Raw genomic sequence first — 20,507 nt, forward strand, 5'->3', positions numbered from 1 at the left:
AGGCTAGTTCAAGGCCTTGGCGGGCTGGTCGTCCTGGGCCGCGGTGGCGGAACCGATCACTGCCGGCTCGGCGCCGGGCGGCGGCGGCAGGTCGGGCCGCCAGTTCGGCAGCGGCACGTCGGCATATTCCCGGCCCGAGGCATCGAGCATCGCCTTCGGCTTCGGCCCGGTGGCGCCGCCAAGGCCGACGGCGACCAATGTCGGCACATGGTCGAGCTTTTTCCGATAGGGAGATTTTGGCGCATTCTTATCGCCGACAGTGACCGCTTCCGACTGCTCCTTAGCCGGCTTCTTCCTGCAAATCTCGTCATTCAGGTTGCTGACCGATGTGGTGTCGCCATAGGAAGGCAGCGCCGCCACCGTCAACCAGCCCGGTGTCGGCGTGGCAAAGCCGTGGTCGAGCAGCCTGGCGACGGTCTCGGCGCGGGTGACGGCCGACTTCTCGCCAAGCACCACCGCCACCAGCGTGCGCCCGTCGCGTGTTGCCGAGCCGATCATGTTGAAGCCCGAAGGACAGACGAAACCGGTCTTCATGCCGTCGGCGCCGGGATAGCGGCCGATCAGGAGATTGTAGTTCGGGATCTGCTTCTTGCCGACGGCCAGGCCCTCGATCGAGAACCATGGGGCATATTGCGGAAATTCCGTGCGGATCGCCATCACCAGCAAGCCGAGGTCGCGCGCCGTCGTATACTGGTCCGGCGAAAACAGCCCGTTCGGGTTGACGAAATGCGTTCCGGTCATGCCGAGCCGGCGCGCCTCGGTGTTCATGCGTTCGGCGAAAGCGGCCTGCGAACCGCCGATGTTCTCGCCGACGGCCATGGCGACGTCGTTGGCCGATTTGACCAGCATCATCTTCAGCGCGTTGTCGAGCCGCATGACCGAACCCGGCTTGAAGCCCATCTTGCTCGGCGGCTCGCCGGCGGAACGTTTCGAGACCTTGATCGGCGAATCGAGCTGGACCTCGCCGGCCGCAATCGCGCGGAACGTCACATAGGCGGTCATCAGCTTGGTCAGCGAGGCAGGATACCAGCGCTTGAAAGCCTCCTGGTGCTGGAGGATCTTGCCATTCCCCAGATCGAACACGATCGTCGGATTGGCGAGAGCCGGTCCGGCCAGCACCGCAAGCGCCACGGCGCCCGCCAGCAATAGTTTGAGGAAATGCCTGTACCGCATGATGGAATCCGAAATCGCCTCTTGCCGCAGTCGCCTCTGGCTCCGTAAGATTTGTTACGCGATCGCCAGCATGGTGATCCGGCCCCTATCCGGATCGCAATCTTGCGGTGCTATTTAGCCTATGTGACGTCAAGATGGCAAAGTGCCTGAATGACAATTGTAAAACAGCAGGCACAATTTGCAAAGCAGCAGGCAGAGCCCGTCTGCTCCAACAGCGAGATGCAACCATCATGCCGATCCTGAACCGCGCCGCCGAAATGCAAGACGAGGTCGCCGGCTGGCGCCGCCATCTGCACCAGACGCCAGAGCTGAATTTCGACGTCTTCAAGACCGCCGCCTTCGTCACCGAAAAGCTGAAGGCCTTCGGTTGCGACGACGTGGTGACCGGGCTCGGCAAGACCGGCGTCGTCGGCATCATCCGCGGCCGCCTGGGCGAAGGCACGACCATCGGCCTGCGCGCCGACATGGACGCGCTGCCGCTCAACGAGATCTCCGGAAAATCCTACACCTCGACCATTCCGGGCAAGATGCACGCCTGCGGCCACGACGGCCACACCGCAATGCTGCTCGGTGCTGCCAAATATCTTGCCGAGACGCGCAATTTCGCCGGCTCCCTCGCGGTGATCTTCCAGCCGGCCGAAGAAGGCGGCGGTGGCGGCAACGAGATGGTCAAGGAGGGCATGATGGAGCGCTTCGGCATCTCCAAGGTGTTCGGCATGCACAACATGCCGGGCCTGCCGGTCGGCCAGTTCGCCATCAAGCCGGGCCCGATCATGGCGGCGACCGCCGAATTCACCATTACCGTCAAGGGCCGAGGCGGGCATGCGGCGATGCCGCACGGCACGATCGACCCGATCGTCATCACCAGCCAGCTCGTCGGCGCTCTGCAGACGATCGCCTCGCGCAGCACCGATCCGGTCGAGGCTGTCGTGGTGTCGGTGACGAAATTCCACGCCGGCGACGCCTACAACGTCATTCCCGAGAGCGCCGAGATCGCCGGCACCGTGCGCACGCTGAAGAAGGAGGTCGCCAGGAAGGCTGAGGAGCGCGTGCGCGCCATCTGCGAGGGCGTGGGCGCGGCCTTCGGCGCAACGATCGAGGTGGATTACAATGCCAATTATCCCGTCACCTTCAACCATCCGGAAGAGACGGCCTTTGCCAGCGACGTCGCGGCTGATGTCGCCGGCGAGGCGCATGTGCATCGCGCCATCCAGCCGGTGATGGGCGGCGAGGATTTCTCCTACATGCTGGAAGCGCGGCCGGGCGCCTTCATCTTCATCGGCAATGGCGACACGGCCGGTCTCCACAATCCTGCCTACGACTTCAACGACGAAGTCATCCCGCATGGCATGAGCTATTGGGTGAAGCTCGCGGAGACGGCGCTGGCCGCCTAATGCATCGCCCCCAAAGCCTACCCTCGGGCTTGCCCCCCAAGGGTAGGCAGCCAACGCGACGAGATACCGACGCATCTATCATGGGCGGTCATGTAGGGTGGAGGGGAGCCGCAATCGCTGGGACTCTTTTCGGAATCAGTGGATGGCGCCTGGACCGCTACGGTCCGCTCTTCGGGTCCTCGACCTCCAGCGCCTCCATGACGGGCGCCAGATCACTCTCTTCGACCGGATCGGCCTGCTGCTGTTCGCCGGTCCGGGCCTTGTCCAGAGCTTTCTCAATCGCCTCTTCAATGTCGCCGATCTCGTCTTCGCGCACCTCGTGACCATAGCCGGCGGCGTTGGCATCTTGTTCGAACTGCTGAGCCAGGACCGCCACGCTCACCTCGCTTTCAGCGGGGAGGTTACCGACGTTCTCCTGGAGCCAGGTTTCAAAGAACTCTCTCGTAGCACTCATGCGGCATCTCCCTCGGCACACTAAAGCGCGGCGGTGGTCCGAAGTTCCGCCATCCCCAGCTCATCTTTGCGATCCACCTCGCAACCGGCCGATTGCATCGAGCCTGCCTCTTGGCGAAACGGTCCGAAGCGGTTATGTGTCGGGCCGCGTGGTCCCGTAGCTCAGTAGGATAGAGCGGCAGATTCCTAATCTGTAGGTCACAGGTTCGATTCCTGTCGGGATCACCAACAAAACCAAAAGCTTGGTGATCATTTGGGCGGCGGCCATGTCGCGCCATCTTGCAATTGGCTACCGTTGATTTCCAAAGGTTTCCTGCGACTATCGGCGGATCCACGCGACATGGACGCGACATGGGGGAGGCTATGGGACTGGTTTGAGGCAGCGGGATGTTACAGCTGACGCCGGCGAGGCATCAGCGGGCCGGTTGACCTCCGCCTATCGCGCCTTGCCCGAATGACGTCGAGCAAGGCGCTGGCGCGGTACCTCGTGCCATGACGCAAGGCGGAGGTGAAGGTGGCAGCGGAGGCCGGCGATAAGCCTCATCACGCTACGCCCTCGATCAGTGCCTTGATGGCGCGCTTGGTCGGGACCTCGCATCCATTAAAACTGGCAGCAATGTCGATCGAAGAGGGGTATCTCCAGCGAAGTTTCTGCTCGTCCTCAGTTGTAGGACGTGCTGCACAGAGCGCGACCAAGGCATCATCCATAAGACCGAGCGACTAGCCGACATTACGATGCAATCCTCCGCCGGTATAGCATCAATCATGATGATGACTAGATCGGTACGGATTGAACATCCTGACGAATTTCCCGACAGCAACGAAAAACAGCGGGCAGCTGCTGAAACGCCACGTGAACATGCGAAGCGGTGCGCCGTCTGATTGGCGAGGTGGAATTGAATTGCTTCACCAAGCGTCGCAACGTGTCCTCTGACAACCGATAGCCTTTGAGCACCTCCAGCGCCTGCTTGACCGTAAGGGCCTCGTGCCGGGTATATGGAGCGGTCGAAGACGCTCGCCTGTTTTTGGCGCTGTTTTGGCAGGAAGACGAACAACTCTCGCTCTCATTCCTCGCGACCTTCTGAACCAGCAACGAAACGCGCTGTTAACGCCGTTCGCGGGTGACAGGATGTAGGCCGCAGTTCGAAAGTGTAGTCTGCATTTTAGCTGTCAGCCGCGGAGGCGGAAATGAAGTTGCTTCGAATTGCGCTCCTGTGCACGGCCATGATCGGCCTTGGAATGCCGCCCGTTCGAGCTGAGGATCAGCCGGCTTCGCCGAACAGCGAAGCAGCAACAGAGCAGCCGCCAGTTCATTGCGAGGGGCAAAACTGTCTCCCGCCGGCGGATAACCCTGTGCAGGAATGCACCGGACAAGATTGCATGCCAGCTCCGCCGACTGAACCGGGTCCGGAGATTGAGCAGGTCGAGTGAGCAGCAGCAGCGGACGATCTTCTCTGTTGGCAGGGATACGGCTCATTGGTTCCCGCTCTTCCGGCCAGCAGCGCCACCGCTGGCGTTCCAGACTGTGCCAACCAAATCGACGCCTAGGCTGCACGTTCGCGAACAGCCGGAACCAACGGCGACGACAAATGGTTTACCAATCGAAGGGACTGCAATGGATGCAAGATAATGGAATTTCTGGATTTGGAATTGGCGAGAGCCCGACAGCGGCTCAGCCGAGCGGAGCTCTCCCTTAGGCGTGCGAATGAAATGTTGGATGAAGACTGCGGTGTCGGCATCAATATTGCGTTGTGCAGCAGGATACGGGCTGCGCAACGTCGCGTGGCCGAGGCCAGATTGCGGTTGATGAAGATCGATCCAACCAGCGCTGACGGTTTTCGCACGGGTTGAACCGTCCCGCCCGTCGACGCCGAGATACATCGGGGTCATGCGGCATTACCTCTTGGCCGCTGCCCGTGCCCACTTCGCAAGCAAAGTTCGCGCTGAACCAGCGTCATGAAAACGCTCGCGGTTCGCGTTTGATGGTATCCCGATCGACCCGGCACGTTGCGTCTGTCCGCCCAAGGTCGCAACCACCTGCTTTCAGTAGTTCGTCGCAGCGGCGCCGCGCTTGACCGAACGCACCTCGGCAACACGTCGGACTTTGCCGACACGCTTTGCCATCGGGAAGGCGATCACCAGACAGGGCGGGTTCCAATCCAGAAGTTCGAGCTGCTTCATGCAACCCTCCTCTTGGCTGCGCGTAAGCGCCTGGTTCTTCACCTTCGTCGCCTGCCCCCGCAAGGGTCCAAAGCCGGCCTCCGTCAAACCGATAGCCCGGCTAGAACAATCATGTTGTATAAATCTGAAACACTATCGTGCAGATCGCTGCGAGCGAGATCGGCACGCCAAACGGCACGACGCCTTTGCGGTCCAGGTGCTGAACGTAGAGCCGGAAAGCGCCTTGCGGCAGTATGAGCGGATTTTTGACGACCATCGCCGTGGCGAGAGCGGACACCAGCAGCAGCACTGAAAATACGACGAGGCCGCTGCCGCCTATCAGCAACGGCACCACCGTCATCAGCTTGACATCGCCGGCCCCGATCTTGCGCATGGCCCAGAACGGAAAGAGCGCAACAAACAGCAAAAGACCGGCAAGCGCGCTCAGGCCCATGTCCCACCACGACCCGGATTGCACCGATAGGAGCTGCAGCGAGCCCAAACCGAGGCAAAGCAGCAGCAGCACGTTCTGGTTGGATATCTTCTGGGTGGTGAAGTCGAGCCAGGCGATCCTTGCCAGCAAAGGAATGGCTAGTCCCTTCAGCAGCAGCGATGCGGCGAGCAACATGCTGTCGCCTTACCGCTCGAGATTCTTCACGCTCGACGACAGCAGCTGCAGATTGTTGGCCACGGTCGGATCGTTGGGCGCCAGCTCATAAGCCTTGAGGAAATTGCTGCGGGCGTCCTGCAGCTTGCCGCGCAGCAGATAGGAATAGCCGACATTGTTGTAATATTCGGGCGTCCCGCCGACCAGCCGGAAAGCTTGGCGATAGGCGTAGTCGGAGAGGTCGAAGCGGCGGATGCGATCGCTGCAGGCGGCCAGGCCCATCCAGGCACCACCATCATTGGGCGCCAGTTGTGTCGCCTTGTAGAATAAGGCGCCGGCATTGCCGTAGTTTTCCGCGCGGAACTGGTTCTTGGCTTCGGCAACGGCCTGGTCCGAGGCGTAGTACTCGACGTCGCTGACCGTCTTCAGCCCGTCGAAGGCATCGCCAAATGCCGTTACGTCACCTTTTGAGGGCTCGTTGGTGCGGACGACGCCGCTGGTATCAGCCGTCTGACAGCCGGAAAGCACGATAAGCAGCAAACCGGCTAGGGCTGCGAGGCGCATTGGCCCTATCATTTCGTCCCCCAAAAGAGTTCTCCGACTCTGTAGTTCGACCAAAGCACATGATCGTCTAGAAGAAAATGCCCCTCATTCGGATGATCACCGGCAACATGATGACCATCAAGACGACCGGGAAGATGCAGAGCCCCAATGGGATCATCATCTTGACCGGCAAAGCATTGGCGCGCTCTTCGGCACTCAGGATTCTCTGGCTGCGCATTTCGTCGCTGTAGACGCGCAAGGCTTCCGTGAGACTAGTGCCAAGTTCTTCCGACTGCCTGAAAAGCACAGCGAGCGCCCGCGCCTCGTCAAGACCAATGCGGTCGGCGAGTTCGCGCAAGGCCTCGCGTAATGGCTTGCCGGCGCGCAACTGCAAAGTCATGATCGAAAGCTGGATGCCGAGCCACCTGTGAGTGCCGGCTAGTTCACCGCTGACACGCTCGACGGCCGCCTCGAGGCTCATTCCTGCGTCGGCGCAGGTTATCATCATGTCCATGAAATCGGGAAAGCCACGACGATAGATCCGCTTTTGTGCCTTCTCGAAGCGATCGAGCAGGACGCTTGGAACCACGATGCAGGCGAGCCCAAACAAAGCAGAGCCGGCAAAAGCTACGAAAGCGGGCAATTCAGGCGGCAGGACGCGTGACAGCAGCGCATAGGCCGCCAGAAAGCCGACACAGACCGCGCCAAGCCGCGACAAGGTGTAAATGAGTGGAGCGCTCGACTGGTAAAAGCCGGCGCGAAAGAGCTTCGCGTCCAAGGCGCTGGGCTCGTCCCGCTCCTTTTCGATCGATCGAAAATATGCATCCACTGGCCGCTGCGCTGCGATCTTGGCCAGCTGCTCCTGTCCGACGAGCGAACGGCGATCGGCAATACCTTCGGCCATCAGGCTTTTTGCGACCAGCTTGCGCGTCTGCAGCGCCGGCAAGAAGACGAGCGCGCCGAACAGAAAAAGTGCCACCGCCGCCACGAAGACGGCAATGGAAACCAACATACTCAGGTTCTGGACGTTCGAAAACAAGTTACGCTTCGCCCCTGTTCAGAAATCGAAATTGACCATTCGATACATAATAAAATCGCCCAACAGCGCCCACGACCCGAAAATCAGGAACACCGGCAGGATGACCGGATTGTTCCAGACCGTTCCGTAGTAGGCTGGGGCAAGTATCTGAAGGATCAGGAACATCGCGACCGGGAATAGTGAGATGATCCATGCCGACACTCGGCCCTCGGACGAAAGCGCCCTGATTTTCATTCGCAATTTCTGCCTCTCGCGCAACACTGACGACAAATTGTGTAGAATCTCGGTGAGGTTGCCGCCGGTCTTGGCTTGAATTGACAGCGACACCGAAAGCAGATGAAGACCTTCGAAGCCGACGCGTTGGGAAAGTTTGCGAACGGCTTGTTCAATGCTGAGTCCGAAGGTGATTTCGTCGGAAACGATGCCGAATTCGGTGCCGAGCGGATCAGGCATTTCGCGGGCGACGAGACCAATCGCCACCGAAGCCGGATGTCCGGCGCGCAGTGAACGAACGATCATGTCCAGTGCATCAGGGAGCTGTTTCGCGAATTTCTGGATTCGCTTGTTGCGGGCGCGCCGAAGAACAAGAAGCGGCAGCACAAATCCGACCACCAGAAAAACGATGAGCGATACCAAGGTCGAGAAACCCAAAAAGATCGACAACAGCGACGCCAATGCCAGGCCAGCGAGCAGGAAGGTCGCGGCGAAAGACAGCGGATTTCCGGTGATACCGGACTGGGTATAGAGCCTGTTCAGCCCGATCAGGCCAAAGAGAAAGTCGCCCGAATCCGTCAGCCCGCGTTCGCGCAGCAATCCTTGCAAGGTCAGTTCGGCCGGAACCTCATCAACCAGACGCTTCATCCGGCGGTTAATCGTCCTGACTCGCGAGCGGCGCTTGGCAAAGGAAAAATACAGGGCCTCGCCAGCAAGAATCGTCGAGGCGGCCGCGAGCACATAAATGAAGTAGAGCAAAGTCTGGCCGGTGGGCATCAGAGCGCAACCTGCGGATTGAAGGCGTCCTTGGCAAAATGATGGCCCAGGGTCGCCGCTTCCGGGGCAAAGCGTGGACGGACGCCGGTAGCGCGGAAATCGCCAATGATTTTGCCCTCCGGCGTCACCTCCCGGCGGACAAAATGGTAAATCTCCTGAAGCTGGACGACATTGCCCTCCATGCCGGTCAGTTCGGAGATTGAAACGACCCGCCTTCCACCATCCGAAAGACGCTGCGTCTGCACGATGATGTCGATGGCCGACGCGATCTGCGCTCGGATGGACTCGTGGGTCATCGGCATGCCGGCCATGCCGACCATCTGCTCGAGGCGGGAGATCGCGTCGCGTGGCGTATTGGCATGGATGGTGGTCATCGAGCCTTCGTGGCCGGTGTTCATCGCCTGCAGCATGTCGAAGGCTTCCTCGCCGCGAACCTCGCCGACGATGATGCGGTCGGGGCGCATGCGCAGCGCGTTCTTCAGCAGTTCGCGCTGACGAACCTCGCCTTTGCCCTCGACATTCGGGGGGCGCGTCTCCAGGCGGCCGACATGCGGCTGCTGCAATTGCAGTTCCGCGGCATCCTCGATGGTGATCAGGCGCTCCTTGGCCGGGATGTAGCTAGACAGCGCATTGAGCAATGTCGTCTTGCCGCTGCCGGTGCCGCCCGAGACCAGGATCGACTTACGCGACTGCACCGCGATCCGCAGGAGGTCGATCATCGGCTGGCGAATGGAGTTGAGCGCCATCAGGCGCTCGAGCGAATAGGGATTCTTGGAGAATTTGCGGATCGACACCAGTGGGCCATCCACCGAGACCGGCCGCACCGCGATGTTGACGCGCGAGCCGTCTTCCAGGCGCGCATCCGCCATCGGCGCCGATTCATCGACGCGCCTGCCGATGGCCGAGACGATCTTGTTGATGACGCGCAGAAGGTGCGCCTCGTCGCGGAAGCGGATCGCCGTCTCCTCGATCACGCCGCGCCGCTCGATGAAGACGCGCTTGTGGGTATTGATCAATATGTCGGTGATCGAGTCGTCCTTGAGCAGCGGCTCGATCGGCCCAAGGCCCAGCATCTCGTCGGCTGTCTCACTGGTCAGCCTGTCGAGCTCACGCGCGTTCAGCGGTACAGCGCGAGCACGAACGAACTCGCGAACGATTGGCCGGATTTCGTTCAGGATCTCGTCCTTCGATGCCGTTTCAAGCGCGGCAAGATTGAACCGGTCGATCAGGTGGCGGTGGAGCTCCACCTTGAGCGTCAGGAAATCGTCACCTGCCGGTTCGACGTCGGCTGCCGGGGGAAGCGCCGCGACCGGCAACGTCACGATCGGCTCAACCCTTGGCTCGACCCGCGGTTCGCTTGGCCCCTTGGTGAATCGGCCCAACATGACGCTTCTTCCCCGTTTAATCCCCACGCTGAAACTAAGCGTTAACCACGGATGGCACAAGCGCCGGCCGCATACCATGCAAATTAATACTTCACACATAGTTAAGATCAAGCTTCAGAAAACGCGACGTTTATTTGGTCAGCGACGCTGTCCTAATGCAACACGGGGGCTCGCCTTTCAATGCAAAGTGCCTTTTTTGCCGCAAAGGCGTCATGGAACGCACCTAAGGCCTTAGATATAAAGGAATATGCACCATCACTAATGCTGCCCCGCTTCCGCCATATCCACGGCCAAATTGTGAACGAATGGTTAAGGCGGATGAAAAATTCAGCCAAATCAATGTTTTGATCAGTGGTAGAGTGGCGATATTATTGCGCGCCCATGTACATGATAGTTAAGGATTTGTTAATCCCGTTTGACTCTGGTTTTCGCCGGGACTTAGATTCGAGATGACGGGGGATGCTCAGGTATGGATTTCATCCTTGGCTCGTCTCGTCGGGTTCAAACTCCAAAGGGAGAGATTGGCATGAAGAAGCTCATGACGATGACCCGGCAGTTCCGCGACGACGAAAACGGCGCTGCCATGGTCGAATATTCCATCCTTGTCGGCATCATCGCCGCAGCAGCGATACTTGCTATCCTGGCGATCGGCGGTTGGGTGACCGGTCGCTTTACCGGCCTATGCGCCGCGCTGGAAGCATCGCCACTCGGCACCTGCAACGTGGGAACGGGCGTCGGAACCTGATCGCCAGATCACGCTCAGGCCCGGGTCCCATCCGATCCGGGCCTGAATCCAATCGCGACGGGCGAATTCCCGCACTTTAGGCTTGGGGCGTGGGGCTTGGGCTATGCGTGCTAACACACTTATCATGATCGTTCTTGCGGGCGTGTTCGGCGTCCTGGCGGTGGTGCTCGCCAATGTCTGGCTCGCCAGCCAGCGTAGTGCCATGGCGGAAGCAAACGGAATCCAGCGCGATACGGTTGTGGTGGCAGCGGTGGCGCTGAAATTCGGCGACACACTGTCGGCCGACAAGCTGCGTGAAATCGCCTGGCCTGCAGGTGCCATTCCGGCCGGAGCTTTCAAGACGACGAAAGAGGCGCTGGCTGGCGAAGGCACCAAGCAGGCGCTGCAGGCGATCAGCGCCAACGAGCCTGTTCTCGCCACCAAGATCACCGGTCCCGGCCAGCGTGCCACGCTCTCCGCGGTGCTCGGCGAAGGCATGAAAGCCGTCTCTATCAGGGTCAACGACGTGCTCGGCGTCGCCGGATTTGTCTTTCCCGGCGATCGTGTCGACGTACTTTTAACGCGCACGGCGCGTGGCGAAGGCGGCGCGGATAAGAGCTTTGTCGACGTGCTGCTGCAGAGCATGAAGGTGCTCGCCGTCGACCAGGTTGCCGACGAAAGCACCGACAGCCCGACGGTGGTGAAATCGGTCACGCTCGAGGCCAGCACCAGGGATGCACAGAAGCTTACCTTGGCCGCCGGTGCCGGCCAGCTGTCGCTGGCGCTTCGCCAGGCAGCCGCCAGCGAAGGCGAGACGACCGAACGCATCACGCTTTCCGACCTGACCGGCGACACGCCGGCCGACGTCGCCGCCAGGGAGGCCGAGCTCGCCAAGCAGGCAATAGCCGAAGCTGAGGCCGCGGCCGAGCGCAAGCGCGCGGACGACAAGATCAATGGGCTGACCCAGGCCGTGGAACGTGTGGGAAGCAGGCTCGACCTGTTGAGCAGCGCAAAACCTGCTCCGGCAGTGGCCTCAGCACCCCAGGTGCAAGAAGTAGTTAAGGAAGTGATCAAATATGTGCAGCCGGAGCCGCCGGCGCGTGCGACGATAGGCGTTTTCAGGGGTGTGAAGCTCGAATCCTACGACGTGCCGCGACAAAAATTACGCTAGGGTATTACCGAACGAGTCGGTAGGGGGGTAGTCTAGATGCGAATGTTTCGGGGACCACTGGCGGCTGCTGCGCTGGCCTGTTCGGTGATGCTATTGCCGATCGATCTTGCTGCCCATGCAGCCGACCGCAGGATCGATGTATCGAACCCCAGCGTCCACCGTATTTTCCTGCCCATGTCGCAGTCGGTGACGATCCAGGTGAATGCCACGCTGGGCGACATCGTCGTCGGCGACGAGAAGATCGCCGACGCCCAGCCAATGACCGACCGGACGCTCTATGTCATCGGCAAGAGTGCCGGCACCACCACCGTCAACCTCTTTTCCGAGGACAAGCGCTCGCTTGGCGTGATCCAGATCGAGGTCGGCGTCGACGTGAGCGACATGGCGCAAGCGATCCGGCAGGTCGCTCCCAGGGCGCGTATCGATATCGGCTCGATCAACGGCAAGATCAGGCTTGGCGGCCATGTCAAGGACGGCGCCACACTGGCGGCGATCATGCAGGTTGCCCAGCAATATGGCCCCGACGCCATCATAAACGCCGTGACCGTCGACGACAGCCAGCAAGTAAACCTCGAGGTACGCGTGCTGGAGGCCAAGCGCAATGCCGGCCGCGATCTTGGCGTCTCGATCAGAAGCAACAGCGGCTCGACCCGAACCGCAACCGGAATTGCCGCCGTCGACGAGGATGGTGTCGTGCTGGGGCCGGGCAATCTGCTTACCGGCCTTCTTTCGAACACCAACCCGTTCGCGGCGCTGATCACCCGCGTCATCGACAGCAACATCAAGGTCGACCTGATCATCGAGGCGCTCGAGGCCAAGGGCGTGGTGCGCACCCTTGCCGAACCCAACCTCACCACGCTGTCCGGTGAGCTGGCCAGCTTCAATGCCGGCGGCGAAGTGCCTATCCGCACCCTGAACGATGACGGCGAGATCAGCATCGAGTACAAGCAGTTCGGCGTCAATCTGCTGTTCACGCCGGTCGTGCTCAACGACGACAAGATCAATATCAGGCTGGCGCCGGAAGTCAGCGACCTCACCGGTTTCACCACCGCCGGAGACCCGATCTTCACCAACCGCAAGCTGTCTACCGTCGTCGAACTGCGCGACGGCCAGAGCTTCGCGGTCGGCGGGCTTTTGTCCAGCAAGAACACCAAGCTCCAGAGGCAGGTGCCTTGGCTCGGCCAGGTGCCGATCGTCGGGACGCTGTTCCGGAATTCGAGCAACCAGAAGGAAGAGACCGAACTGGTCGTGATCGTGACGCCACGTATCGTGCGGCCGGTAAAGCCTGGCGAGCAGTTGGCGACGCCGTTCGACAAGACACGGCCGGCCAACGACCCGGAACTCTTCATCCTCGGTCAGCTCGAAGTGACCAAGGACATGGTTCGCAAATATGAGCTCGGCGAAGGTGTCGTCGGCCCCTATGGCCACATGCTCGACCTCAAATCCAAGGACAAGATGATCTATGTCAAAAAATAGCGCCTTGATCCTGCTTTTGTGCGCCGGCGTGCTGACGGGCTGCGCCGACTATCTGAATCGCTACGAGACGGTGACGCTGGCGGCAGGCGACACGCAGAAATACAATTCGCTTCTGCAGACGGTCGACCCGCTCAATCCGGCCTCTAGGAACACGACGATCAAAGGCGACGGCGTGCGCGCCGCCGCTGTCGCTGAGAGCTACAGAATTCCACCGCCACCACCGCCGCCGCCAGCCATTACGGTCAATGTCGGCAACACCGGGGTTGAATAGAAGGATGCGGGTTCAGCGTCAGGCAAGGCGACTGGCGTCAGGGGAGCTAAGAGTAAGGCCATGTTGCGGATTGTTCGCGCGTTCTGGCACGATCAGAGGGGAATAGCGCTGATTCTGGTCAGCGTCACGCTGCCGGCGATCATCGGCTTTTCGCTGCTCGCAATCGATATGAGCCGGGTAAACAACCTCCACAACGATCTTCAGAAGGGCGCTGACGCGTTTGCGCTCGCGGCGGCAGCGGAACTGGACGGAAGCAGCGGTTCCTGGGCGCGAGCCGAACGCGCCATGGCGACGCTCGTGGACAATCAAAGCAACTTCTCCACGGCAGGCAGGTTCACTCTCACCTCCGGTCAGCCGGGAGGCACGCAGCGCTGCAACAGTGCTGGCAACATTTCCTGGTGCTTCCTCAAAGCGATCCCTGCCAACGACGGAACCAAGATCACAACCGCCAATCAGGCCAACTATCTTGCAGATGCCAATCTGGCTGTCGGACAGGCGGAAACACGGTTCATCCAGGTGACAGTCGCTCCCCAAGGCTTTGCCGCGATCTTTCCCGCCTCATTTGTGACATCCGGCGCCAGCGACAGCTTCAATGTCGGGGCGGTCGCGGTAGCGGGCTTCACCTCCGGCGTCTGCGATTTTACGCCGGTCTTTATGTGCAATCCCTATGAGATGGTGAACGGGACAAACAATGCCGGGGGTTATACGCTTGAGCAGGCCGTTTCCAATCCGGCTGTCCGTCGCCGGCTGATCGAACTGAGGAAGGTCGGAAACGGGGCTGCTGCCGGTCCTGGCAACTTCGGCTTCCTCGAGCCGCCGGAAGGTGTTGGCAACGGGGCGCAGGCGCTAGCGCAGACCATCGCAACGTCGACGCCGATCGGCTGCTACAATTCCGCGAACGTAACGACGAAGACCGGTCAGAATGCCGGGCCGGTGCAAGACGCCTTCAACGTTCGTTTCGGGATTGGAGCTAACGGCAACCACTTCGACAGCCCCGAATACGGTCCGGCCGCCAATGTCCGAAAAGGCGCGATACGGACCACAGGCAGCGCCAATCAATGCCCTTCCATGAACCAACTTTCATTCACCGAAGCTGGAACGATGGGCCTTCCGCGCGATGCGACAACGCCGTATCTGGGCGGCAGGATGGGCGACGGAAATTGGAACTTCTCCGGCTATTGGAGCACCAACTTCGGTTCCGCTGCCTATCCAACCGCATGGGACACGACCAAGCCAACGCGCTATGAGGTTTATCGATACGAGATATCGAACGGGTTAGTAGGGACCGCATCGACCGGTGGAGAGATCGGAACGCCGGCCGCAGCTTGCCAACCGCCTGTCACGACAGTTGATCGTCGGTTGCTTTATGGCGCGATCCTGAACTGCACTGCACTCGAAGCTGCTGGCAACGGCCTGTCCGGCCATAGCACCAACCTGCCGGTCGAAGCCTTCGGCAGTTTCTTCCTCACTGAACCCGTGCCGTCAGCATCAGAGGACGCGTCGGTGATGGTCGAACTGGTCGACGTAACCGGCGGTGCCGGCCAGGGCACGCTTGACAATTTCCTTCGCGACGAAGCCCAGCTCTACCGGTGATGGCGATGATCGCAGCGCTGTACCATCGTCTCCACAGATTTCGACGCGAGCAGCGCGGCACGGCTCTCGTCGAAATGGCGCTGATCGCGCCGCTGATGCTGATCCTGTCGGCGGGCGTGTTCGAGTTCGGCAATATGATCCACCAAAAGCTGCTGATGGAGGCCGGCCTGTCTGACGCGGCACGCTTTGCCGCGCGCTGCAACAGCCAGTTGTATACCAAGGCCGGGCTGGCGGCGATCAATTGCGCCGATATCGCCACAAACATCGCGGTGTTCGGCAATGCTGCGGGGACAGGGAATGCGCGCATCGTCGGCTGGCAGAAGGCCAATGTGACGGTGACCATTGCCGCTTCAGGCTCGTGCCATGACGCCGTGGTCGCAGGTGTCACCCAATATCGCGCTACCACCGCACAGGTCTGCATCGTCAGGGCGGCGGGGACGTTGGCCTATAGTGGCATCGGAATGCTGTCTCTGGTCCGCATTGGCCCCATGACGCTAAATAGCTCTCACGAGGAGCGGTTGATCCGGTTCTGATCATGATCAGGGGTTTCGCAAAATCGGAAGGCGGCGCGACGACGGTGGAGATGGCCATCGTATCGACACTGCTGTTTGCCCTTGTTCTCGGCTTCGTCGATTTCGGTTACGCCCTCTATCAGTGGAACGCTGCCAACAAGGCCGTGCAGCTCGGCGCACGTCTGGCCTCGATTTCCGATCCGGTTGCCACCGCGCTAGCTACAGCCGCACCGACGACGACACCTGGCGCCCCGGTGGTTGCTGCCGCTTATGGACCCTTCGCCTGCACATATACCGCCGGCACGGGCGCTTGCAGCAATGGCGGCACATTCAATGCCGCCAATTTCAGCCGTATCTTCCGCGGCGATACGGCAGTCACCAATGACGACGCCTGTGTCCCGCTGGCGACAGACCAGCGGCCGGGTATGTGCCATTTCTTTTCAGGCCTGCGGCGCGACAATGTCGTCATCACCTATTCCGCCACCGGCTTGGGCTATCAGACCCGGCTGGGCGGGCCGGTGCCGACAATCACCGTCAGGCTTCAGAACCTGACCTTCCAGTTCTTCTTCCTCGGCGGCCTGCTCGGATACGGAAACCTCACCCTGCCCTCGATGCTCAGCACGGTCACGGGCGAAGACCTGAGGAGTACATCGCCATGAACGCCATCAACCCCAAGGTCCTCCCGACCAAACGAAAGCAGGTGGCGCTATTTTCGTCGGATCCGCAGTTCAAGCGCGAGGTGGCGACGCGGCTGGACGCGCTGGCCATCTACGACGTCCGGATTTCCGAGACGGTTGACTTCCTCAATGGTCCGCCGCCCGAGACGCGGCCGGGCATCGTCATCCTCGACCTGGCCAATGGCGAGCTGCTCGGCATGCCCGGCATCGTCGCGGCCCGCGCCTTGTGGGCATCCGTGCCGCTGATCGCGGTCTCCGACGAATTGACTTCCGAACAGACGCGCATCCTGGTCCGCATGAACGCCTCGGACTGGCTGCACAAGCCGCTCGACGCCAAGGAGCTGCTGAACGCGGTCACTTTCCACGACACCGGCAACCAAGGCACCAAGAGCCGCATCATCACTTTCATCAGCGCCAGCGGCGGCGCCGGCGCCACGACGCTCGCTTTGTCGGCGGCGGAATTCCTGGCGTCGAAATCGACCGAACGCGCGGCTTCGACCTGCCTCGTCGACCTCGATTTCCAGAGCGCCAATTGCGGCGCCTACCTCAACCTGTTCAACCAGTTCGACCTGGCCGGCATTATCGGCCAGCCGGAAAGGCTCGATGTCGAACTGATGGACGTCATCAGGCTTTCGCGTCCGTCCGGCTTGACCCTCTATTCATTCGAGAGGCCACAACTGCCGTTTGAGCCGCAGGGCGCCAATTTCGTGTTCCGGCTGCTGGACCTCGTCGCCTACCGGTTCGACGACATCGTCATCGACCTGCCGAATATCGAAACCCCCTGGCAGAATTCCGTGCTTTCGACGAGCGACGAGATCTTCATCGTCTTCGAGCTCAACGTCGCCTCGCTGCGGCAAGGCAAGCGGCTTTACACGAAGATCCGCGAGCTGCGCGGCAATGCGGCGAGCATCACGCTGGTCGCCAACAAACATAAGCGCAAATGGTTCGGCAACCACTTTTCGCGCAGCGAACTCGAGAAGATCTTCAAGGCGCCGCACATCAAGTCGGTCAGCCTGGACAATGCGCTGCTGACCGACGCGCTGAACCGAGCCATCCTGCCTTCCGAAGTGGCTGGGCGGGCGCGTTTCAACAAGGACCTGAAGCGGATGTTCAAAGAGCGGCTCGATGACGCAGCCCGGTAGATACCGCATCGTCCCGAGGCTTGCCGGCGCCTGCATCATAGGCCTGGCGTTGGGGATGCCGGCCTGGGAATTCGCCCATGCCCGGTCCGCGCTGTCGGACCGGCCGCCGCTGCCGGCAATGGGGCCCAGCCTGCGCAAGGCGGTTGTTCTCCAAACCGCGGAACGGCCCGGCACGATCATCATCCGCAAGGACGAGAAGGCACTCTATCTGGTGACCCGGCAGGGCGAGGCGCTGCGCTACCAGATCAGTGTCGGGCGCGACGGCTTTGGCTGGACCGGCATCGTCAAGGTCGGAGCGAAAACGGAATGGCCGGAATGGCGCCCGCCTAAGGAAATGCGCGCCCGCCAGCCGGAGCTGCCGGAAATGGTGCCCGCCGGTCCCTATAATCCGCTCGGTGCCAGGGCACTCTATCTGCTGCGGGACGGGCGCGACACGCTCTACCGCATCCACGGCACTAACGATCCTTCGGGCATCGGCTTCGACGGAACATCGGGATGTTTCCGTCTAACCAACACCGATGTGATCGATCTTTTCAAGCGCGTCTCGGTCGGCGCAAGGGTGGTGGTCCAATGACGATGATCAGCGACCCGGATATGCCAGCGATCGACATTGGGCCGGCAACCCACACTGGAGGGCAGGCTGTCGTGGGGAAACCAAGCAATGGAAAGATGATCGGCGTTGTCGCCGTCGGCGCCTTGCTGATCACGGCGGTGAACATAACGGCCGCGGTCTATTTCTACCGCGGCATCAACGATCTGCGCTTTGTCGAACGGCGGCTGGAACAACTCGGATCGTTCGAGCAACGGATCGCAGCCCGGCTTGAGACGGTCAACAACGGCTTTCAAAGCCGGTTTGAAAAACTGGACGGTCAACTGCAGGGCAGCTTCAACGAAGTCAAAGGCAGTATTGCCCGGCTTGAACAGGAGCTGCCCCTGGCCAGTGACGACGACATGTCGAGCATCGCGGAGCCTTCCGTGGTCACGACCAGCACCATGGCCGATGAAGCCACCGATCTCGAAGAAGCGACCGAACCCAGTATCGTCGAAGCGCCGCGCCCGCCCAAAAAGAGGATCGCGGCGGCGCTGCCCCCTGCCCCAAACTCGTCCTACCAGCGCATAGTGCAGCCTGACGGCAAGGTCCATTACAAGAAAATCAATTAGAAGCGAAAGACATCGAGAGATCGGTTGTGCGCTCAGCTGGATTCCGAGCTGCCGTCGCCTTGTTGGCAATGCCGATCGGGAGCGCGATGGCTGTGCCCCGAGCTAGAGATCCCGCTGCAGAGCACAAAGCCGTATGGCGAGCGCTTGGGAACGCTGTCGCGCTTCGACAAGAAACGCAACATGACAGTAGGCGCAGGCTGCAGTGCCCAGAAGCAGCACCAGGCTGTTCTGCCATGTGAAATCGAGGATCAGCGAGAATGGATGGCCGCTGGGCGCGGTGAATGCCGCAATCGTGCTCGCTGTCTCAGAATGGCTGCTGGAAGCGATCATCAACCCGACGAAAAGCAGAGCGACGTGGTTGGTAAGGAAGAAGAACGCGGCCGATTTTCTCGTCCGGCAAGCCATCCAGCAGACGATCGACGCGGCGGTCACGATGGCGGCATCAAGGACCATTGAACCGCCTAGATAGAGGTCGACCTGCTGCCAGAACATCGTCGACAAAGGGCGTAGTTCAAGCCAGATCCGCCACATGACGGGGCTGGCCGGATAGGTTCCCAGCAGGAACGTCGCTGCTCGCTCCCCTGCCAGAATCAGAAGGATGAGAGCTGGAAAGGCAAAGAGCAGTAGCGGCTTGCGCGTCATGTTCCCTCGACAATCGATAAGCAGAATAGGCTGCAAAGATTGCGCGAGGCTTAATGGACGGCGGGCTCTTCCCGAATAGAGGCGCTTCTGAGCCACGGCCCCGGTGAGTCGCGGCAAGCAACATTGATCATAGGCGCAGGCGTCCTGCCACAACGTAGCGAGCAGCCCGCTATGTGCCATTTTCGCTACATTCCCGAAACTTACCTGTTTTAAGCCGGCGCTGAATCAATAAACCCTCACATATTCCAAGAATTTGGCGGATAATCTGTCAAAGCTCGGTGAGAAGGCTTGGCCATATAAAAACGTACAGAGCAGAAGCGTGGGCGGGGTAGAAATGGATACGACAGCCTGGTCGATCAAAAAACCGGTGGGCCCTTTTACCAGGTACGTGTCACGACAGACAAATCGACGCTCGAACGGGATGGCAAGGCTTGTTCCATCATCCCGGCATGATCTGCTCAGTCGACATCAAGACGGGACGCAAGACGATCCTGAGTTACCTTTTGAAGCCGATCAACAAGGCGCGTCAGGAGGCTATGAGTGAGCGCTAGCGCCACCTCTCCCCCCACCAATCCTGATCCACTACTCCTGCCGCTCGCCAACGAGGATTTTGCACTGGAATTTCGAGTTGTGGCGCGTGGCGGAATGCGCCGCGGGATCCGCCTGGAGCGGGCTTTTTGGATATCGCTGAAGCGGATGGCTGAGAGCCGGAAATGCACGATCGGCATGCTGATCGATGAGATAGCCGGAAATCAGGCACAGAACGGCAACCTGACATCGGCAATCCGGGTAGCCTGCATACGCGGTCAGGCGGAGCAAAACGTGACGTTGAGTAAGCTCGCGTCAATAAGGACGATCAACGCCATACTGGCTGCCTGCCCCTCGCCCGCATTTGCCTTGACGTCATCGAAGAAGATCCTGACTTTCAATGTTCCGTTCCAGCAACTGGTGAAGCGCCAACTGCCTTCCGGACCAAACGACGATGCGCGGCACGACCTCAAGCTGGCGCTGGACCTCAACGTTGCCGACATTTTTGCGCGCCTCGACCTCGACGGCGACACTCCGGTCACCAGCGGATTTGCCATCGGCGCCGGCGAACGCCAGTACCGTGGTCAGTTGAGCGCCGTGCGGGCGCCGGTGATCGAGCCGGAGCTGCTGATAGCGTTCGTCTTTGGCTAAACCGGTTCCGGCAGTACTGAGCGGCAATCCTGCAAGACTCGTTGTGTAATTTTACGGGGATCATAGCCTGCTCCGAATCTTCGCCAGGAGCAACGACGCCGCCCTTGATGTCGGCCAAAATCCTCACGGTCGCCAGCCAGCCGCTCGATCGCTACGCGGGGAACCGCCGCTTCAGCCAGTCGAGCATGAGGGCGGTGACCTCCTCAGGCTTCTCC

Annotated in this window: 22 protein-coding genes, 1 tRNA gene and 1 pseudogene; 14 read left to right on the forward strand and 10 right to left on the reverse strand. The window is 60.6% G+C overall.

Annotated features, from left to right (window positions below; translation table 11 throughout):
• Positions 1 to 3: 3 nt before the first annotated feature.
• Positions 4 to 1,173, reverse strand: a complete 1,170-nt coding sequence (locus CIT31_RS05830) for a D-alanyl-D-alanine carboxypeptidase family protein (protein WP_095517835.1) — start codon at positions 1,171 to 1,173, stop codon at positions 4 to 6.
• Between the two features lie 230 nt (positions 1,174 to 1,403).
• Between CIT31_RS05830 and CIT31_RS05835 the strand changes: the two genes are divergently transcribed.
• A complete protein-coding gene (locus CIT31_RS05835; protein WP_095517836.1) occupies positions 1,404 to 2,567 on the forward strand; it encodes a M20 aminoacylase family protein in 1,164 nt (387 codons plus the stop codon).
• Between the two features lie 157 nt (positions 2,568 to 2,724).
• Here CIT31_RS05835 and CIT31_RS05840 read toward each other — a convergent pair whose 3' ends face one another.
• Positions 2,725 to 3,021, reverse strand: a complete 297-nt coding sequence (locus tag CIT31_RS05840) for a DUF768 domain-containing protein (protein ID WP_095517837.1) — start codon at positions 3,019 to 3,021, stop codon at positions 2,725 to 2,727.
• Between the two features lie 150 nt (positions 3,022 to 3,171).
• On the opposite strand from CIT31_RS05840, the gene CIT31_RS05845 reads away from it, so the two are divergent.
• Positions 3,172 to 3,248 (forward strand) — tRNA-Arg (locus tag CIT31_RS05845).
• Between the two features lie 1,245 nt (positions 3,249 to 4,493).
• Here the strand turns inward: CIT31_RS05845 and CIT31_RS34105 are convergent.
• From CIT31_RS34105 to CIT31_RS05880, 7 genes are all read right to left on the reverse strand, one after another.
• The gene (locus tag CIT31_RS34105) at positions 4,494 to 4,910 is read right to left on the reverse strand and encodes a hypothetical protein (protein WP_165778361.1); all 417 of its coding nucleotides are present in this window, start codon (positions 4,908 to 4,910) and stop codon (positions 4,494 to 4,496) included.
• 153 nt (positions 4,911 to 5,063) lie between these two features.
• Positions 5,064 to 5,201 carry a DUF6074 family protein gene (locus CIT31_RS34110; protein WP_165778362.1) on the reverse strand — a complete coding sequence of 46 codons (138 nt, stop codon included), beginning with the start codon at positions 5,199 to 5,201 and terminating at the stop codon, positions 5,064 to 5,066.
• Positions 5,202 to 5,310: 109 nt separating this feature from the next.
• The gene (locus CIT31_RS05860) at positions 5,311 to 5,808 is read right to left on the reverse strand and encodes a prepilin peptidase (RefSeq protein ID WP_095517840.1); all 498 of its coding nucleotides are present in this window, start codon (positions 5,806 to 5,808) and stop codon (positions 5,311 to 5,313) included.
• Between the two features lie 9 nt (positions 5,809 to 5,817).
• A complete protein-coding gene (locus CIT31_RS05865; RefSeq protein ID WP_165778363.1) occupies positions 5,818 to 6,363 on the reverse strand; it encodes a tetratricopeptide repeat protein in 546 nt (181 codons plus the stop codon).
• A 55-nt stretch (positions 6,364 to 6,418) separates the two neighbouring features.
• A complete protein-coding gene (locus CIT31_RS05870) occupies positions 6,419 to 7,342 on the reverse strand; it encodes a type II secretion system F family protein (RefSeq protein ID WP_245316122.1) in 924 nt (307 codons plus the stop codon).
• A gap of 45 nt (positions 7,343 to 7,387) precedes the next feature.
• Positions 7,388 to 8,359 carry a type II secretion system F family protein gene (locus tag CIT31_RS05875; RefSeq protein WP_095517843.1) on the reverse strand — a complete coding sequence of 324 codons (972 nt, stop codon included), beginning with the start codon at positions 8,357 to 8,359 and terminating at the stop codon, positions 7,388 to 7,390.
• Positions 8,359 to 9,744, reverse strand: coding sequence for a TadA family conjugal transfer-associated ATPase (locus CIT31_RS05880; protein WP_029348653.1), 1,386 nt, complete (start codon positions 9,742 to 9,744; stop codon positions 8,359 to 8,361). The genes CIT31_RS05875 and CIT31_RS05880 overlap by 1 nt, the downstream gene beginning before the upstream one ends.
• Positions 9,745 to 10,270: 526 nt before the next feature.
• Here CIT31_RS05880 and CIT31_RS05885 point away from each other — a divergent pair.
• The 10 genes from CIT31_RS05885 (at position 10,271) to CIT31_RS05930 (ending at position 18,471) form a co-directional block, all read left to right on the forward strand.
• Complete coding sequence (locus CIT31_RS05885) at positions 10,271 to 10,489, forward strand: Flp family type IVb pilin (protein WP_029348654.1); 219 nt, start codon at positions 10,271 to 10,273, stop codon at positions 10,487 to 10,489.
• Positions 10,490 to 10,592: 103 nt separating this feature from the next.
• Entirely contained in the window at positions 10,593 to 11,639 is a 1,047-nt protein-coding gene (gene cpaB, locus CIT31_RS05890; protein ID WP_095517844.1) for a Flp pilus assembly protein CpaB, read from the forward strand.
• Positions 11,640 to 11,675: 36 nt separating this feature from the next.
• Positions 11,676 to 13,115, forward strand: coding sequence for a type II and III secretion system protein family protein (locus tag CIT31_RS05895; RefSeq protein ID WP_095517845.1), 1,440 nt, complete (start codon positions 11,676 to 11,678; stop codon positions 13,113 to 13,115).
• Positions 13,102 to 13,386, forward strand: a complete 285-nt coding sequence (locus CIT31_RS05900) for a hypothetical protein (protein ID WP_065007407.1) — start codon at positions 13,102 to 13,104, stop codon at positions 13,384 to 13,386. The genes CIT31_RS05895 and CIT31_RS05900 overlap by 14 nt, the downstream gene beginning before the upstream one ends.
• 60 nt (positions 13,387 to 13,446) lie before the next feature.
• The gene (locus CIT31_RS05905) at positions 13,447 to 14,979 is read left to right on the forward strand and encodes a TadE/TadG family type IV pilus assembly protein (protein WP_095517846.1); all 1,533 of its coding nucleotides are present in this window, start codon (positions 13,447 to 13,449) and stop codon (positions 14,977 to 14,979) included.
• Positions 14,980 to 14,984: 5 nt separating this feature from the next.
• A complete protein-coding gene (locus CIT31_RS05910) occupies positions 14,985 to 15,512 on the forward strand; it encodes a TadE/TadG family type IV pilus assembly protein (protein ID WP_280950308.1) in 528 nt (175 codons plus the stop codon).
• A gap of 2 nt (positions 15,513 to 15,514) precedes the next feature.
• Positions 15,515 to 16,150 carry a TadE/TadG family type IV pilus assembly protein gene (locus CIT31_RS05915; RefSeq protein ID WP_095517848.1) on the forward strand — a complete coding sequence of 212 codons (636 nt, stop codon included), beginning with the start codon at positions 15,515 to 15,517 and terminating at the stop codon, positions 16,148 to 16,150.
• Complete coding sequence (locus CIT31_RS05920; RefSeq protein ID WP_095517849.1) at positions 16,147 to 17,310, forward strand: CpaE/TadZ family protein; 1,164 nt, start codon at positions 16,147 to 16,149, stop codon at positions 17,308 to 17,310. The genes CIT31_RS05915 and CIT31_RS05920 overlap by 4 nt, the downstream gene beginning before the upstream one ends.
• Positions 17,294 to 17,884, forward strand: a complete 591-nt coding sequence (locus CIT31_RS05925) for a L,D-transpeptidase (RefSeq protein ID WP_095517850.1) — start codon at positions 17,294 to 17,296, stop codon at positions 17,882 to 17,884. The genes CIT31_RS05920 and CIT31_RS05925 overlap by 17 nt, the downstream gene beginning before the upstream one ends.
• Positions 17,881 to 18,471 (forward strand): hypothetical protein, encoded by a 591-nt coding sequence (locus tag CIT31_RS05930; protein ID WP_095517851.1) that lies wholly within the window; start codon positions 17,881 to 17,883, stop codon positions 18,469 to 18,471. The genes CIT31_RS05925 and CIT31_RS05930 overlap by 4 nt, the downstream gene beginning before the upstream one ends.
• A 102-nt stretch (positions 18,472 to 18,573) precedes the next feature.
• Here CIT31_RS05930 and CIT31_RS05935 read toward each other — a convergent pair whose 3' ends face one another.
• Positions 18,574 to 19,113 carry a hypothetical protein gene (locus tag CIT31_RS05935; protein ID WP_065007414.1) on the reverse strand — a complete coding sequence of 180 codons (540 nt, stop codon included), beginning with the start codon at positions 19,111 to 19,113 and terminating at the stop codon, positions 18,574 to 18,576.
• Positions 19,114 to 19,455: 342 nt separating this feature from the next.
• Here CIT31_RS05935 and CIT31_RS05940 point away from each other — a divergent pair.
• Together CIT31_RS05940 and CIT31_RS05945 are read left to right on the forward strand one after the other, a co-directional pair.
• Positions 19,456 to 19,664, forward strand: a pseudogene (locus tag CIT31_RS05940) (beta-barrel domain-containing protein); the annotation flags it as partial.
• A complete protein-coding gene (locus CIT31_RS05945; protein WP_095517852.1) occupies positions 19,654 to 20,292 on the forward strand; it encodes a ribbon-helix-helix domain-containing protein in 639 nt (212 codons plus the stop codon). The pseudogene CIT31_RS05940 and the gene CIT31_RS05945, both read left to right, overlap by 11 nt.
• Positions 20,293 to 20,507 lie beyond the last annotated feature (215 nt).

This window comes from Mesorhizobium wenxiniae (assembly GCF_002284535.1).
Classification (GTDB): domain Bacteria; phylum Pseudomonadota; class Alphaproteobacteria; order Rhizobiales; family Rhizobiaceae; genus Mesorhizobium; species Mesorhizobium wenxiniae.